We start from the raw sequence: 16,566 nt of genomic DNA on the forward strand, positions 1-16,566 counted from the left end.
CGGGTATCCATCTTTAACGCGCGCCACAAACAGCCCCTTCCCCGACCCGTCTGGCCCCTAGGCGACCGGCTGCACCCGCACACTGAAACCCTCGGGCTTGAGGGTCAACATTTCATGCACGTGCAGCTCAGATGAGCCCGCCGTGTTCAGAGTGAACCTACGAGAAAGCTCGGCCACTGCCAAGGTGGCCTCATGAAGGGCAAACATCCGGCCGATACACGCCCGTGGCCCAGTGCCGAAAGGTTTGTAGACCCGATTCGGGTTTGACGCCGGTTTTGAGTTCTCCCAGCGCGCCGGGTCGAATGCGTCCGCGTCATGTCCCCACGTCCCTTCGTCGCGGTGAACTCCGAGGGTGAGGACGAAGACTACGGTCCCGCGGGGTATTGAGCGGCCCGCAAGTTCCTGGTCGGCCGTGGCCTTCCGGAAGTATCCGGGAGCGACAGGCCACAAGCGCAGTGTTTCGTCAATGAGTCGGCGTGTGAGCTTCAGTCGAGCGACATCCTCGAACCCGACCGGCTCTTGACCGCATAGATCCTCGACCTCCGCTCGCACTGCTGCGAAGTACTCGGGCTGCTGTGACATGTAATAGAAGCAGAAGCTGAGCAAGCCAGCGGTCGTGTCGTTGCCGGCGGCCAAGAAGGTCAGTACCTGGTCAGCAATGTTCTCATCCGGCAGCGCGTTGAGGGCGTCACTTCCGTGAAGCATCATGTCGAGTAGATCGTTGCGTCGCTCACCCGTCGCGTGTCGTCGTTCAATCACCTGTTGCGCGAACGCCCGTAGCTCGGTCGTGTCGTGCCGAAACTGCGCCAGACGACTCCGAAAGATCCACTGAGAGAATGGCAGATCGTTCGCCGAGCGGCTCACGTTTGTAAGTGCGCGGGTCAATGAATCAGTGAATCCGTAGTCGTAGTCGGGCCGTAGGGCCCCGATCTCGGTGCCAAACCCGGCCTGGCCTATCACCTCGAGGGTGAGTCGACTCATATCGCGCGAGACATCGATTGATTTGGTTTGGTTTGCCCATAGTTCGGAGAGACCGTTAACGCATTCGCTCATTGCTCCGTGGTAGCGGCGCATAGCCTGGGGTACGAAACCGGGGCGCAGAACTTGGTTCGCGTGACCCCACAGCGGGTCGGAATTCGCTGCAGTGAGCAAGCCAGCCCCCGTGAGGTTCTTGCGCATTGAAAGAAACGGACCTGCAACAAGTTTGGACCACGCCTGCTCGTTGTTGACCTGTTTTGCCAACTCGCCGGAGGTGACTACGAGGAACCTCTGCGTGCCAAACTTCAGCTCGTAGATCGGTCCTAGCTCCTTAGAGAGCTCAAACTCGGACTGGGTCGGACTCGCCGTTGACACGGCAAGGATGTCGCCCAGGCCGGGAAGTCTACGTCGGGGATGTGGGAATGTTGAGGCTGCACGCTGGGTGTGGACAGACATGCGCACTAGTGTGCACGCCACTCGCTTGCGTGCAACCCAACGGGTCGACTCGAACGCGAGCACTACAGATGAATACTTGCGATATTTAGCTGCGCGCTCGGCGCGCCGAGAGTCGAGCCACGCGCTGACGTTCACGATCGGCTACCGTCCGCTCCCACGCCTCGACAATGAACTCCTCGTCCACCGAGTAGAGGCTGACCATTGAGGCCACCAAGTTCGGGTCGGGTTGTCGACGCCCCCGCTCGATCTCGCTTAGTGCACTTTGTGAGATCCCGAGTTGCTCAGCCGTTGCGGTCTGAGTCATTCCAGTTCGCACACGCAGGTCAGCAATGTAGAGGTTGGCACTGATACCCGGAGTCAGGTCAGCTGGCGTCAGCTCTAAAGTCCGGGCGGCTCGGACCAGAGAGCCAGGTGAAGGTGTGGTGACACCGGCCAACCAAGACGACACAGCTTGCCTCGAGATGCCAATTTCGTCGGCGAAATCTTCGATCGTCAAAGCATGTCGATCTAGGGCGTTCCTCAGCGCAGCCGGAGAGAATCCGGCAGTACCGCCACGTGGCACGCGCTCCGCCTCTCCGTTTGTCCTGTATCTAGCCTCCCATCTTGACCGCGCAGGACAGACTAGACACCGTCGTCTCGATGAATACTTGCGCTTATTGCTTGCCACGCCGGTCGTGCACGCTTTAGGCTGTTTCCATGCCGGTCTTTAAACGCCACACTGAGGACAGCGCTTGCACTTCTGTGTCACGTTTGCCTATGCTCACTGAGCACTCCATGAGGAGAGCTTTCCCGCAGGCTGACTACTCGCCAGCGGACGAATCGAAGCGTTGCTTTGGCGCGCGTAAATCGACCGTCCCTCGGGGGGAGCCTTCGTGAGCACCACCAGAACTACAACGCGGACGACGCCGTCCACGCCCATGCTCTCCACACGCACCACGAGACCAACTCAGGGTGGTGAAGTCGTGCATTCACCACCCTGAGTTGTGTTGTGCCCAGTGGATTCTCTAGAGATTTGGTCGTCCACGAGAATCCACTGGCAGCCAGCCGCCATGCCGTACGACCACTGTCTCTTCTAAGGGCACTGGTCGACGTCGTCGACGAAACACAACGGAGGAACCCGAAGTTCGTGTACCCACCCTTGGTTACTCAACGCGGACCCCTCAGGACTGCTCTTATCAAAGCGCGGATGTATGCCTTGTTGACTCATCACTCATCCGAAGCAACTGGTCTGCGAATGGACTTCCGAGCCTCCGAAGGCGCGAAAGGCGGGCCGAAAGTTGCTGACGCCCGGACGTATTCGCATGCCTTCGCCCATCTACACCTCCCAACACAAGCACCTGTTAGAAACACAAACTTAGGCAGTGTTTCTGGGCCCAATTCAACCCTGTCGAACCGCGAGGGCGAGGGGGTGGCGACAGTGGCGGCTGCCGTCACCCCCATGGAAAACGACCAACCCGCCAGCAAATCGAAGGAACAAACTCAGATGCACACGGACAGGTCGGACCACCTTTCGCCGGGCCGGTACCCGGCGAATGGCCGACTGTTCAACGAGATGAGAAACAGCAACTACTCAGGCGGGGTCAGCATCTCTGCCCCCGGCCTGAGTGGTTGTTGCCCCACAGGCGGCCGCCTCGGGTGGCGTACGCCAGATCTAGCAAGCAAGGAAAGAGTTGACCACTATGACCCAGTACGGGCGGCCGCCGGATAGACCGGGGTGCCCTGGGAGAGGAGATTTGCCGTCTGGCCTCTCCCAGGGCGGAAAGCACCGAGCGAGTGATCGAGATTTGCCGTCTAACCACTCACTTGGCACCAGTTGTCCAACCTCTGACCGTGTAGGTACAGCGCCGAACTCTTCCAGTTTAGGTGTTGTGCGGTTCCTTCGTGGCTCAAGACCGCGTGTTAGTTGCCCGGCCCAGCCGGTCGGGTTCTTCTGCGTGAGCCATCAGCTTGGGCCTGGCCCGACGTGTCCGTTGGGCCACGCGATGTACCGCGTTCCGATCAGCGCGGTAAGCACCCTGTCTTCAACGCACTGACGCACCTCCTCTCAACACTTGCCCTGGAAGGCACCACTATGTCCGTGTTCTGCTGGCGTTCAACAACTTCGCGCCTGACCACCACGTTCGCAGGCTTTGTCGCCGTGTCTGTTATTGCCACGACTTCACAAGTTGCCGGCGTCGGGCCTGCGCTCGCCGATCAAACAACCGCCGGCGGGTGCCCGACGCTGTATGTGCTGGGCGTTCAGGGGACGGGGGAGTCGTCGGAGGATGCCGCGGTTGACACCGATTCGGGGATGCTTGGTTCGGTGATGCGGCCGTTGTTGTCGCTGGCCGGGTCGAAGGTCGCCCGAGCGTATGTGCCCTATCCGGCGGGCTTCGGGGGCGCGGTCGCCGGCGGCAAGGAGCCGTACGCGGCGTCGGTGACCACGGCGATGGATCGACTCTCGTCGATGATCACCCAGATCGCCACCCAGTGCGAGGACACCGAATTTGCGTTGACCGGGTACTCGCAAGGCGCACACGCAGCCGCGAATATCGCGAAGCAGATCGGCGCCGGGCAGGGACCGATCGCCGCAGATCGGGTTGCCGGGGTAGCACTGTTCGGCAACCCCGCGCGTCCGACCGATTCACCGGTCTTTCCAGGCGCCCCGGGCAAATCCACCCCCGACCCTGCTCCGGGAACATCGGGCAAGTCGTTGGCTCAGGTCCCCGCACCGGAGGCGGTCGCTGTTGCTGGCGGCGGCATCGGCCCTACCGGCGATCAGCAGTCCGGATACGGCGCACTGTCAGGACGAGTGATGGACCGCTGCGCTCCAGGCGATTTGGCGTGCGCTGCACCAGCTGATGCTCCCGTGGCCCACCTGGTGGCCAACATCGCCGGACAATCGAGCCTCGACAGCTCCGACCCTGTCGCCGCCCTGACCTCCATCGGGCAGGCACTGGCGGTGACCTCCATCAAAGCAGGTGTCGAAGTCGTCAACGAAGACGTACAAGGCACCACGCTCGAAGAGCTGTCGTACACGCCGACCGAGTCGATCTCACAACGCCTGGCGACCGCGTCGGATCCGCGGACACCAATGCCGACCGTTCCCGAGGCGATCAATGCAGTAGTGAAAGTGGGGACCATCGGCTTCAACGCCGTGACCACAGTCCTGCGCAAGACATTCACCCCCGACACCATCGGAGCTCTGGCGACTGTCGGCCTGGCGAACCCGCCAGCAGCACTGGGCATTCTCGGCGCGAAACTCGGCGCGGCGATCGTCGATCTGGTGCCTCCGGTCACCGTCAATCGGTGGGCGGATGAGGCATTCACCGCCGTGGAGCAGAACCTCACCGACAACAAGGAACTGTTCGAGGTCTCCACGATGGTCAACTACTGGAAGACCGCCGCCGCGCACGGCTCGTACACCAACGACGCCAGCACCTCGTCCGGCGCGAGCTCCACTCTGTTTGTCGCACAGTGGTTCGCAGCACTCGCACACGACCTGGCCGGCGACACCGTGGCCCCCTACACCGATGACGGCCTGCTGCGCTACGACTCCGGATCCGCTATCTCCGGCGCACCCACCCCGACCGTCGCAGGCACGACCAGCTCCAGCGCACCGACCACCCCGTCGACGACATCGTCGTCGCCTGAGCCCGGCACTGCGTCGTCGACGCCGGCCTCGAGCGATCCCTCCGCGCGCGAGGTGCCGACGACGACCTGGAGCCGTCCGCCGCTCAATACCAACGGCGACTCCTAGGCCCGCGCCGCTTTCCTCCCCATCTCGTACGTAGTCAAAGTCGTTCTCCCGAAAGGAGGAACCAGCTCTTGGTGAACACCAACAACCCCACAGGACCCACCGCTGGCGATGGGGGAGGGTGGTTCGACGACTTCGCCCCGCTAACTCACCACGCCGACCCCAAGCAGGCCAGCGGCACCGCCGTCGGGGACACCACAGACGATGTCGGTACCCCCGACCCGGCATCGGGCGAGGCACTGGAGGAGACCGACACCCTCTCCGCGGTCTCCTCCAGTGCACCCACCCCACCCCCGGCCGCTGGGCCGGGGGAAGCCGATACCGACACCTTCGCCGCTCTCGCACCCGACGCAACGGGCTGGGAGTGGATCGGGGCAGAGCGGCCAGCTAGCTCCGATGCCGACTGGCAGACGGGCCCCACTGATCAGAGCCGTGCAGCGCACCCGGAGGAGCACTCCGGCACCGATGTCTTTCCATTGTCGGTGGGCGGGCCGCGACCCCTGCCGAGTCGCCGTCGGCGCTCTCTGCGCGGCTACGTGATCGCCGCGGCACTGTTGGCGGTGGTAGCGGTGGTGGCGGGAGTTGGTGCGTTCGTCGTGTTTTCCGGCGGCAGTAGTTCCGATGCCCCAGTCGCAGCTCAGACCACACCCGAAGCACCGGCGACGCAAGCGGTGACTGCGCCCGCTGATCCGGACTGTCCTAATCGCACCGACGGGCCAGTCACCACCGGCCGCGATCCGGGTGGCACCACGTCCGGACCGGCGGCGATCAAGGCGTTCGAATACGCGTACTTCGTGGACCGGTCCGGGGAGAAGGCCCGCCAAGTGGTTGCGCCGCTGGCACGTGTCCCGTCGGCCCAAGAGATCCAAGGCGGCCTCGACACCGGAGTCGCCCCGGGCACCGGTTACTGCCTCACCATCACCGACCGCACGGGCGGGCTGTGGGGGGTCGAGTTGACGGTCCTGCCCCCAGCGGGGGCCGAACCGCAAGTTCTGCGGCAACTCATCTCCACCGCCGTCGTCGACGGCCGGACTCTCATCACAGCCATCACCAAAGACACCACCCAATAGCGAGCCAGCCCACAGATTTCCTCGCTCGAATTGTTTCATCACTAACTGAAAGGCACTGCCCCACATGCAATCACCACGAACGAACCTCACCTCCCACCAGCCGCCATGCGCACCGGTCTCGGCCCACCATCATCACCTGCCGATCCGTGTGCGGGTGGTCGCTGCCGCTGTAGTGGCGTCCGTGGGCATGGGCGCAGTCATGGCCGGCCCAGCGGTGGCTGATCCCGAGCAGCCAGGCGTCACCGACACCGCCCCCGCCGCACCCGAGCAGCCGGGCGTCACCGACCCCCAACCCGCCCCGGAGCCAGCACCCGAACCCGCGCCGGTTCCGGACTATCCGCAGGGCGTGCTGCCCTCGCCGCCGCAGGAAGTCGCCCCCGTGATCTGGGAGGCACCATCCGGTCCACCAGCCACCAGCTACGACCCGGCTCCGTCGGGCCCGATCCACGCACCCGTGCCGGCCGCACCGGTCGCCCCGAAGATCGTCGAGGACCCGGCCGCGAAGATCCGTATTGGCAACTTCGTGACCGATCGGCCTGCCGAGATCCCGCGCGACTACGCCGTGTCGATCAACGAGTACTCGGCATACGCCGAGGCGAAAATCGCCCAAGCGTTCCGATCGGTCGGATTCTCCGACGAGGAAGCCGACCGCCGTGCGGCGGCCGCCGTACTGGGTGGCGTGATCGGCGGCGTCGCCGGCGCGACCGCTGCCGGGGTCCCGGTCACCATCGCCGTCGGACTGTTCACCCTGCCTGCGGGTGCGGCAATCGGCGCGGCCATCGGGTCGGCCGTTCCGCCGCAGCCGTTCAACATCGGGACGGGCGCACTGATCGGTCTCGGCGCCGGCGCAGCAGTGGCCGGGGGAGCCGGAGCAGTCGCCGCTGTCATCGGAGGCACCACGGGCGCGATCATCGGCGCCGCGCTCGGATACGCCCTGGGCGCTGGTGATCCCAACGCCAACCCAGCCGCACCGTGGGAGACCCCGCCGCCCGCACCCGCGCCTGCTCCCGCTCCGCTGCCGAACCCCGGCGCCAATCAGTACGAGCTGGTGCTCGACGCCCCGACCGCGTCCGATGCCGGACTCCCGGCCGTGGACTACACGGTCAACACCGCTGGGGACGTGAACTTCTCGGCCAACATCGCCGGCATCCCACATGTGGAGGCCGGGTGGACCGCCGAACAGGCTGCGCAGCCGTATGAGGTCTTGGGCCCGTGGGCCGAGCCCACGAAACAGGCGGTGGCCTCGGTGACCAAGCAGGTCAGCGACGGCCTCACCTCGATGGTCGACGGGCTGCACATCGCCTATCCGCAGACCGTGCCTGCGCTGTAACCAGCTGACAACTGCGGCAATTCAGACGACCAAGGGAGGGACCCGATGAGTACACCAGCAGCATCGAACCGATGGGGCTGGCTCGACGCATCCACCGATGATCGGCCCGCAGCACCAGTGGTGGCGCTGCCACCGCGGCGTCGGCCGGCTCGCACCGTGGTGGTGGTCGGCGCGGCGGGCGGTGCCGGTACCAGTGTCCTGTCCGTCCTGGCCGCCGATGCCCGAGCAGCGGCAGGTCAGCACGCGGTCTGGATTGATCGCTCGGCCACTGGTGACGCGGCCAACCGGATCACTACACCTGACGGATCAGACGCTGGGGTGCGTAGCGTCTCTGGCGCAGAGTTGCTCACCGGTGAGCGCGGCTCGCTCTCAGAGGTCGTCGAGACCGCACCGGTAGGGGCGTCGATCGTTCTCGACGCCGGCGTTCTCGACGACCCGGCGCGGTGGCCGGGCGAGGTATCGGTGGTGCTGATCATCGCTGCCCGCCCAGACACCGCCAACCGATCCAAGGCTGCTCTGGCCGCGCTCGATGTCGCCGGACTCCTCGAGCACGCCACCGTAGTGGTGTCGTGCCTGGACCCGTGGGCAGCGCATCTGGTGGGCCACCGGCTCACCGATGCGCTGTCGCGCCGCGCCGGACGAGTCCTGCTGTGGGACTACGACCCACACCTGGGATCGGGAGGCCCGATCGATCCGGCCCAGTTGGCGTCCTCGACAACTCTGCTGCTCTCACGGCTGGAGCAGCCCCATCTCGACGATGCCGGGTCCGTCACGGGGGAGCAGTCATGAGTGCCGCCTACGACCACTACCCTGAGCAATCCGCCAGCGGCGAAACCCGATGGCGGCGTGAGCCCTTGCCGGTCACCGGGCCGTACCCGCCGTTGTTTGCGGTGCTGGGTGCCCACGGTTTCGCCGGCACCACCACCGTGGCCCAGATGTGGGCACCAGCCGCCGACACCGGACAGAGCTGGCCCGCTCATCCCGGGACCACACAACTGGTGCTGGTATGCGCGCGAGCGAACATGGCCGGGTTGCGGCGGGCCGCGGCCGTGCTGCGCGCCGTCGACCAAGCACCGCCGGGTGTGCAGGTGTGCGGACTAATCCTGACCGCCGCCCGGCCAGGCAAAACACCCAAAGACATTGCCCGCTACGCCGGGACGGTCGCCGAACTCGTCCCACACCGCTACGACCTGGATTGGTTCGAGCCGCTGATGTGCCACGCAGACACCCACCGGCTCCCTCAGTGGTCGCCCGCCGACCCACCACCGGCCAAGAAAGACGTCTGGCCCCAGTTGGTGCCACCTCAAATAGCCGAAGTCGGGCAGCAGATCTGCACCGACCTGCGCACCGACCACCACCCCCACACCACCGCTTAACCAACAACAGGAAAGAGGAACCACCCATGAACAGTGTTCTTACCCAGGTCAATACACACCTGATGATCGTCATCGCCGATGGACCGACTCAACCCCAACCCGCACCGCCGCCCGGGTCCGACAAGTTCCTGACCATCGTGTCGTGGGTGGGGTGGGGCGCGATGCTCGTCGCGATCCTGGCGCTGGTCGTCGCCGGTGCGAGGTTCGGGTTCCAGAAGTCGCACGGCGGCGCCACCAATGAAGAGGCCGGCAAGGTCGGCTGGACCCTGGTCGGTTGCGTGCTCATCGCTATCGCCGGGTCCCTCGTCGGTGCTCTCGTCGGATAACCCCTATCACCATCAAGAGAAGGGAAGGGGCAATGGATGACGACAAGCGTTGTGGCCGAGGGAATCACCGTAAGCGATCTGGCGGAGTTTTGGACCGCAGCGTCGTGGCTGGTGTGGTTCGGGTGTCTGATCGCGATCCTGCGGATCGTCTGGCTCGGCGGACTGCTGTACGAAGCCCGCAAGAGCGGCAACTCCGATGGCATCGAAGGAATCGTCGCCCAACTGATCGGGATCTGCCTCATGACCAGCGCCGCGGGTATCGCCACCGCGTTGCTGTCGTAGTAGGTCTTGCCGTCGCGGCCCTGGTACTCGCTACCGGCTGCGGCGAGGCCACCGACGACGCGCCGGCCAGCACGTCGGCGATGCAGGTCGATCCGAGGACGCCGCCGACGAACGTGCAGTGGACCACCTACGCGGGCATGTCCATTCCGCAGGCCGATCAAGGACCCCAGGCGAGCCAGCAGACCGTGTCACCGACCGGCTATCAGCACAACGGACCTGGGGCGGGTCTGGCCGCGATCTCGGCGACCATCCGCATGTCGGTGGCGCCCGATCAGGAGTGGGCGCAGATCGCCGGTGCGCTCGCTGCTCCCGGACCGGGCCGCGACAGTTGGTCTTTGGAGCGAACGCAAATCTCCATCACCAGCGCAGTCCCCGACGGGCAGGCACCTCAGGTACTCGGCTACCTCGTCGACGACTACACCCCAGAGCGGGCCGTCATCTCAATCATCACCTCCAATCCCGACCGGTCGCTGACCTCAACGACCACGACCGTGGCCTGGTCTCCGCCCGGCGATTGGCGGCGGGTGTTACCGGATCCGAACGCACCCAACCCGGTCAATCCGGTGAAGGCGCTCGATGCGGTTCCGCCGCAGATGATTCCGCTCACTGCCCCCTAACACCATCACCTCAAAGGAGAAACGACGATGGGCACACCCCTGGCCGCCATGCCACCGGAGGACGATCAGCAGCGCTGGTACCGGCGCCCGCTCTGGCTGATCCTGCTCACAGCGATTGTGGTCGCGGCGCTGGTCGCTGCCGTCGTTGCAATCACCGGCGGCGACAATGACGACGCCGCACCTCCGCCTGCCACTGCCCCGTCGACTCCATCGGCCAGCAACGGGCAGGACGGGTACCTCCCCGACACCGTCGACAGGTTCGGGCAGCAGATCCGGGTGCCGCGTGACCCGGCCGGACTTGCGTTGCCGCAACGCCCGGTCACCTCGCAGCGAGGGCTCAACGATGCCGCTGTTGGCCTTCAGTGGCAGCGGCTGTACGGCTTTGGTGCCGCCGTCTTTTCGACGTCGGACGGGCCTCGCAGTATCAGTCCGGATGGCCTGGCCGAAGGCATTGCCCAGACTCCGCAGGGGTCCGTGATTGCCGCCAGTCAGATCATGGCCCGCGCCTATTACGGGCCGCCTGAGGTCAGGATGCGAGTGCTGGCCCAGCAGGTTATCGGGCCCGAGTCGGCCAAGCAGATGATCCGTGACCTCACCATGCCCGACCGGCAATACGCACTCGATCGGTTCGTCAAGATCGACGAGCAATATTCCGACACCTTTTCCCGGATCTCCTTGGCCACCGGCCCGAAACCGAACAGCGACTACCCCTCCGGCCAGTACTACGGCGTATCCACCTTCGTCATGGTCTGGGACGACGGTCAGTGGAAATGGCGTATCCCCGACGATGGTTTCACCACCGCGACGGGCGACACCCGAACCGAATCGGTAGCGGGGTGGACCCAGTGGCAATGACGGCCGTCGCGCCATCTCAAGGCCGCACCTCTGCGTCCTGGCTACGGCGCCTGGCGCTGGTCGCGATCGCGGCACTGGCTCTGGTCGTAGTTGCCCCGGCACTGCCGACTCCGCTAACCGGTGCCGGTACCGCGCGGGCGGTCGACGCCTGCGACGTGGTCGGAGCTGTTGTAGGCGCCGTGGTACCAGGTGCCGGCGACGAAACGTGCGATGCCGTAGGCGATGTGGCAGGTGCGGTCACTGACCCGGGCGGGACGATTAAGGAAGCCGCCAACGATGGCTTCAAGTCGATGACTGAGTCGTTGCTCACCGGGTTCTCGACGATGCTGCAGAAGTCGTTGACCTGGTTCATCGAACTGCCGACGCCAAAGGCCCAGCAGTGGGAACCGGTGCAGAAGATCCAGGAATGGACACTGCAGATCCAGATTCTCGGGCTGGTGATTTCCATCATCGCCGGGGGTATCCGGTTGCAGCTGGCCCGCAAACAGCAGATCTACGCCGAGGGCGAGGAGCTGTTCCATTCGCTGATGCGGGCCGTGTTCGGTGCCTGGATGTTTGGGGCGATGATGATCGGCCTCACCGCCGGCGTCGACCGCATCTCGACCAAACTCCTCGAGTTGGGGGCCTCCGGCGAGGCCCCCGTGAACATGGCCAAAAACATGTTCCAAACCGGGCCGATGCTAGGTCAGCTCGGGGTGGGTTTAATGTTTGTGATCGCGATCATCGGCATCCTGGGTGCCGTCCTGCAGGCGATCATTCTCGTTGCCCGCCAATCGATGCTGATCGTGGTCGTGTCGATTCTGCCGATCATCGGGGCGGCGTCCGGAACGAAGATCGGCAAGAACGCGTTCTCGAAGACGATCTCTTGGACCATTGCCTTGCTGCTGTGGAAACCGGTGGCGGCGTTGACCTATGCGGTCGCGTTCCAACTGGCCGGAACCGGCTCTGAAGATGGCACCCAGATCTTGTACGGAGTACTGCTGCTCTCGCTGGCAGCGGCGGTGCTGCCGATGCTGACCAAACTGGTCTCCGGCGGCATGGCGATGTCCGGCGGCTCCGGGTTGCAAGCAGCCGCAATGACGATGGGCGTGGTCGCTGCCGTCGGCGGCCTGGCCGCCACCGGCGGCGCGAGCGCCGGAGCAGGCGCAGGAGCTGGTGCCGGTACGGGTGTCGGCGCGGGTGGTCCGACCGCCGGGCAGGCAGGCGCGGGCGGCGGATCCACCGGTGGCGGCGGGGTGACCCGCGGCGGCGGCGACTCCGGCGGCGGAGGCGGCGGAGGCGGTGGTGGTGGCGCTCCCGACGGCGGTCAGGGCGGTCCGCCCGCTGGCGGCCGCAGCACCCCGCCACCCCCATCAGCGACCTCGGGCAGCGGCACAGAAGCCTCACCCGCCGGCGGCGGCAATTCCAGCGGCAGCACCAGTAGTGGCGGTCCCGGCGGGGGCGGGGGCGGGTCGACGGTCTCTGAGGCGATGAGCACCGTCTCGTCCTCGATGCAAATGTCCCAAGCCGCGGAGGACTTCTTCAACGAAGAGGCCCCCGCCATGGCTGGCGATCCCCGATGAAGCAACCACCGATGGGCATAGGTAAGGCCCTGCACATCACAGCCACTCCGCTGCGCGTGGCCGCCGCGATCGCGACGGTTCTGCTCCTGATCGCGGGTTTTGCACCCCTGCCTGCGGCACTGGTGCTCGCGCTCTACGCAGCTGCACTGCTCGTCGCCGGGGCCGGTATGGCGGCGCAGCGCTACCGCAACAGCACTGACATCGAAGGGACGGACCAATGAGCGAGGTACACGCCAACAACGCGCTGATTCTGTACGGGCGGTGGGAGAAACCCCGAACCACCGGCCTCTACGGAATGACCTGGGGTGTCACCGTTTTCGCCGGGATCCTAGTGATTCTCAATATCGGGGTGTTCTGGTTTACCCGGTCGCTGCCTGCGACCGGCATCTTGCTGGCGGCCTCAGCGCTGCTGGTCGGTCCGATGGTCATCACGATCGGTGGCCGCACAGGGTGGGAGTTGATGATTTTGCGTACCCAGTTCCAGTGGTCGAAATGGCGCGGGGAAACCCTCTTCCGAGGGGGAGCGTTCGGCGCAGTCCCCGGGATCGGGCGGATGCCTGGCATCGCCGGAGATACCCGCCTCTACGAATACGAACTCCGCAACGGCGAGCGGTTCGGTCTGGTGCACCTGAAAGCGAAAAACCACTTCGCGGTGTCCTTTTCGATCCAGTCACGCGGCCAAGAACGCGTCGACCAGCATCAGATCAACGACTGGGTGCTCGGATGGGGCGACTTTCTGGCCCAGCTCGGCAGCTCCCGGGGCGCGGTCGGGGCGTGCGTAGTCGTCGAATCAGTCCCCGACAACCGCACCCGCATCTCCGCTGAAGTCAAACGCATCACCCACCCGTCGGCGCCGGCCTACGCCAAGCAGGTGATGGCAGAAACAGCCATGCACTCCTCATCGGCCGTCGTACGCTCAGAGGTTCGTCTGACCCTGACCTTCGGGCGTCTGCGCGAGGCTGCGGGCAAAGAGGTCGCCGACCAGGCCGCCGAGATCGGGCGGCGAATGTCGACGCTGATGGCCGCGGCAGCACGGGCCGGCCTGGAGGCCACGCCGATGACGCCGGGGGAGTGGTGTGTGGCCCCGACCCGGGCCTACAACCCGCAGCTGACCGAGGACCTCGAAGCGATCGCCGGGACCGGCAGCGAAGACCAGCTGCATTGGGAAGCCGCAGGTCCGGTTACTGCGGTCAACAAGTGGGATCACTGGGTGCACAACGGGTACCGGTCGATCACCTGGGAAATGGCGACCGCCCCCGCCGGACAGGTCCCGGCGCACGTGCTGCGCCCACTGCTGATTCCCCGGGCCGACGTGCGCCGCAAGCGGATCGCCATCATCTACCGCGTCCACAACACCGCCGAAGCGGTCAAGCTCGTCGACTCCGACTACCGCGAGGCCCTCGCCGCCGAACAGTCGAAAAAGGGTGTGGTGTCCGCGGCCGCGACCGTACGGGTGGAAAACACCAACGCCGCCCGCCGCGAACAGGCCACCGGCGCTGGGCTGACCCGGTTCGGAATGCTCGTGACCGCCACCGTCGCACCCGATGAGGACCTGCCCTCGATCCGTGCCGAGATCGAAGGCATGGCCGACGGCGCCCACATCGGATTGCGCCGCTGCTACGGCTACCAGGACGCCGCCTTCGCTGGCGCTCTAGGGATCGGGATCATCCTGCCCGAATACGCCTCGACCAGCTCCAAAGTCTCCGCCTAGACACCGTTGCTGTTTCTCGCGAGAAAGAAGGCTCACCAGTGACTCTCACCGGCCGCCACCACATCGACGCCCCGCCCGCACAGGCCGGGCCCGGGGTCTCTTCGGCCACCGAACACGACCCCGATCCCGACGTGTTCACCGACAGCGATGTCCAGGCGATTCTCGACGATGGCGGCGCGAGCGACGTGGAGTTCGTGCGGATCGGCGGCATCAAGATCCGCACCGCCCGCGCCTGGCATGAGCTCAACGCCGCCGCGCAGGCCCCGGGGTGGCGGGGACGACGCGCTCGGCGTCTGCTGCGCCGAGAGCACCGACTGCGTAAGGCCTCGATCGAGCGAGTCGTCGACTACGGCGGATTCGACCGCCCTATCCCGATGTCGGGGGGCCGAGGGTTCTCCGGCCGGGGCGGGGGCCGGATGCGGTCGGTGGCGCGCCTGCCCGAATGGCGAGCCACCACCACTCAGGCCGGCGGCGGGTTCTGGCCGTTCTCCATCGGCGCCTCCGCCCCCATGCTCGGCACCCCGCTCGGCTCGCACGCCATCACCGGCGCCGACTGCGGGTTCGACCCGATTGTCTGGTTCGATGCCGGCGGCCTAATCAACGCCCCCATCACCTTTGTGTTGGCGCTCAACGGGTTCGGCAAGTCCTCGCTGGTACGCCGGATGGCGACCGGGATCATGGCCCAAAACCACACGAGCCTGTTCATGGGCGACACCAAAAGCGAATACTCCGACCTGACCGCCCACGTCGGCGGGCAGCACATTGGCTTGTCTTACAGCCGTGGCACGGTCAACCCGCTCGCAGCCGGCGGGCTGGGAGCGGTGATCGGTCGCCTGCAGGCCGCGGCCCGCGCCGCCGACGACGTCGAGCCGCCGCTGGCCTGGGATCCGAACCGGCGCGCTGAACTCGAGGCCTTGATCGTGGGCGTCGGTGAGCAGGTCCGGGCCCGCCAGGTGCAGATGATCAACGGACTTCTGCAGCTGGTGCGCTCGAGCCCGATCGAGGACTTCGAGGAAACGCTGGTCCGGGTCGCCCTCGACCAGCTCTACGACCCCGCCGCCGGCGGGTTCACCTACGACCACCCTCCGATCCTGTCGGACCTGTATGCAGCGATCGATGGCAGCGATGAGCGGTTGTGGCCCAAGGTCGGAGCCGACAACCGCGAGCAATACCGGCTCATCACCCGCAAACTGCGCCAGTCCCTCAACGCCCTGATCGACGGCAACTTCGGTCGGGTCTTCAACGCTCAGACCTCACACCCCATCGACATCGACGCCCCGGCGATCTGCGTCGACGTCTCGGGCATCGACGAGTCCGACGGCAAACTCCTCGCCGCAGTGCTGATGGTGTGCTGGTCCGACGGGTTCGGGGCCGTGGAGGCCGCGCACACCCTCGCCGACGCCGGCCTTGCCCCCCACCGCAACTTCCTCGTCGTCATGGACGAGTTGTGGCGCGTCCTGGGCGCCGGCGCCGGGATGGTCGACCGGGTCAACGCACTGACCCGCCTGAACCGGACCATCGGCACCGCGCTGATCATGATCACCCACACCATGAAGGACCTCGGGGCCTTCGACTCAGCCGCCGACGTCAACAACGCTCAGGGGTTCATCGAACGCGCCCCGGCGAAGATCATCGGCCCGGTCGGGCCCGATGAGATCGCACGACTCAAAGCGGTCACCAAGTTCACCGCCACCGAAGAGCACTGGCTGACCTCGCTGGCCTCCACACCACCGCCCTCGCCCGCCACGATCCGAAAGATCAAACAAGGTCAGCGCCAAAAGCCCACCGGCCTAGGCTGTTTCCTGCTCAAGTACGGCACCTCCGATGAACAGATCGGGATGCCTTTCCAGACCACGTTCACTCCAACCGAAACCGGGGCGGGCGTGCACAACACCAACTCCCGCTGGAGCAGCGGAGCACAAGACACCCCGAAAGCCTACGCAGCAGCGGGACAGGGGCATCGGCCGTGATGAGTTCGCAGCGTTACCGCTGGATCACCGACGAGACCCGCCGCCAGGCGGTCAAACAGGTCACCGAGCTACTGCCACACACCGCCTCTGTCGCCCAGGCGGTACGGGTTGTGGCGGAGCGCTTTTCGGTGTCACCGAACTCGATCCGCAACTGGATGGCCAATGCTGGCATCGACCCCACCCAGACCCTGGCCGAGCAACGCCTAGCTGCGGCGCAGGCGCAGATCGCGCGGCTCACCGAACTCAACGAAGCCCTCGCCGCTGGCCGCACACCGCCCCCAGGGGCCGAGTAAAACG

The 16,566-nt window shown here is 65.7% G+C and carries 16 protein-coding genes; 14 read left to right on the forward strand and 2 right to left on the reverse strand.

What is annotated here, in order from left to right; translation table 11 throughout:
* Window positions 1-57: 57 nt before the first annotated feature.
* Both J3S28_RS26350 and J3S28_RS28935 read right to left on the reverse strand, forming a co-directional pair.
* Window positions 58-1,434 carry a cytochrome P450 gene (locus J3S28_RS26350; RefSeq protein WP_207843973.1) on the reverse strand — a complete coding sequence of 459 codons (1,377 nt, stop codon included), beginning with the start codon at window positions 1,432-1,434 and terminating at the stop codon, window positions 58-60.
* An 85-nt stretch (window positions 1,435-1,519) separates the two neighbouring features.
* Window positions 1,520-2,101, reverse strand: a complete 582-nt coding sequence (locus J3S28_RS28935; RefSeq protein ID WP_372436079.1) for a helix-turn-helix domain-containing protein — start codon at window positions 2,099-2,101, stop codon at window positions 1,520-1,522.
* A gap of 1,470 nt (window positions 2,102-3,571) precedes the next feature.
* On the opposite strand from J3S28_RS28935, the gene J3S28_RS26360 reads away from it, so the two are divergent.
* The 14 genes from J3S28_RS26360 to J3S28_RS26425 all read left to right on the forward strand — a co-directional run bounded on the left by J3S28_RS26360 (window position 3,572) and on the right by J3S28_RS26425 (window position 16,562).
* Complete coding sequence (locus tag J3S28_RS26360; protein WP_307797442.1) at window positions 3,572-5,173, forward strand: cutinase family protein; 1,602 nt, start codon at window positions 3,572-3,574, stop codon at window positions 5,171-5,173.
* Between the two features lie 71 nt (window positions 5,174-5,244).
* Entirely contained in the window at window positions 5,245-6,240 is a 996-nt protein-coding gene (locus tag J3S28_RS26365) for a DUF8176 domain-containing protein (RefSeq protein WP_207843979.1), read from the forward strand.
* 64 nt (window positions 6,241-6,304) lie between these two features.
* Window positions 6,305-7,570: a hypothetical protein gene (locus tag J3S28_RS26370; protein ID WP_207843981.1), complete on the forward strand. Its 1,266-nt coding sequence runs from the start codon at window positions 6,305-6,307 to the stop codon at window positions 7,568-7,570.
* Between the two features lie 45 nt (window positions 7,571-7,615).
* Entirely contained in the window at window positions 7,616-8,359 is a 744-nt protein-coding gene (locus J3S28_RS26375) for a hypothetical protein (RefSeq protein ID WP_207843983.1), read from the forward strand.
* The gene (locus J3S28_RS26380) at window positions 8,356-8,946 is read left to right on the forward strand and encodes a hypothetical protein (protein ID WP_207843985.1); all 591 of its coding nucleotides are present in this window, start codon (window positions 8,356-8,358) and stop codon (window positions 8,944-8,946) included. The genes J3S28_RS26375 and J3S28_RS26380 overlap by 4 nt, the downstream gene beginning before the upstream one ends.
* Window positions 8,947-8,972: 26 nt before the next feature.
* Complete coding sequence (locus J3S28_RS26385; RefSeq protein WP_237342153.1) at window positions 8,973-9,272, forward strand: hypothetical protein; 300 nt, start codon at window positions 8,973-8,975, stop codon at window positions 9,270-9,272.
* Window positions 9,273-9,308: 36 nt separating this feature from the next.
* Window positions 9,309-9,554 (forward strand): hypothetical protein, encoded by a 246-nt coding sequence (locus J3S28_RS26390; protein WP_207844087.1) that lies wholly within the window; start codon window positions 9,309-9,311, stop codon window positions 9,552-9,554.
* A gap of 20 nt (window positions 9,555-9,574) precedes the next feature.
* Window positions 9,575-10,171: a DUF8175 domain-containg protein gene (locus tag J3S28_RS26395; RefSeq protein WP_504970643.1), complete on the forward strand. Its 597-nt coding sequence runs from the start codon at window positions 9,575-9,577 to the stop codon at window positions 10,169-10,171.
* A gap of 27 nt (window positions 10,172-10,198) precedes the next feature.
* Window positions 10,199-11,026, forward strand: a complete 828-nt coding sequence (locus J3S28_RS26400; RefSeq protein WP_207843988.1) for a DUF8175 domain-containg protein — start codon at window positions 10,199-10,201, stop codon at window positions 11,024-11,026.
* On the forward strand, window positions 11,023-12,588 hold the full coding sequence (locus J3S28_RS26405) for a hypothetical protein (RefSeq protein WP_207843990.1): 1,566 nt from the start codon (window positions 11,023-11,025) through the stop codon (window positions 12,586-12,588). Before J3S28_RS26400 ends, J3S28_RS26405 begins: the two co-directional genes overlap by 4 nt.
* Window positions 12,585-12,809, forward strand: a complete 225-nt coding sequence (locus J3S28_RS26410; protein ID WP_207843992.1) for a hypothetical protein — start codon at window positions 12,585-12,587, stop codon at window positions 12,807-12,809. Before J3S28_RS26405 ends, J3S28_RS26410 begins: the two co-directional genes overlap by 4 nt.
* On the forward strand, window positions 12,806-14,299 hold the full coding sequence (locus J3S28_RS26415; RefSeq protein ID WP_207843994.1) for an SCO6880 family protein: 1,494 nt from the start codon (window positions 12,806-12,808) through the stop codon (window positions 14,297-14,299). The genes J3S28_RS26410 and J3S28_RS26415 overlap by 4 nt, the downstream gene beginning before the upstream one ends.
* A 38-nt stretch (window positions 14,300-14,337) precedes the next feature.
* Window positions 14,338-16,269, forward strand: a complete 1,932-nt coding sequence (locus J3S28_RS26420) for a putative type IV secretion/conjugal transfer ATPase (protein WP_207843996.1) — start codon at window positions 14,338-14,340, stop codon at window positions 16,267-16,269.
* The gene (locus tag J3S28_RS26425; protein WP_207843997.1) at window positions 16,269-16,562 is read left to right on the forward strand and encodes a transposase; all 294 of its coding nucleotides are present in this window, start codon (window positions 16,269-16,271) and stop codon (window positions 16,560-16,562) included. The genes J3S28_RS26420 and J3S28_RS26425 overlap by 1 nt, the downstream gene beginning before the upstream one ends.
* The last annotated feature ends 4 nt before the right edge of the window (window positions 16,563-16,566 follow it).

The organism is Williamsia soli (assembly GCF_017377795.1).
GTDB classification, from domain to species: Bacteria; Actinomycetota; Actinomycetes; order Mycobacteriales; family Mycobacteriaceae; genus Williamsia; species Williamsia soli.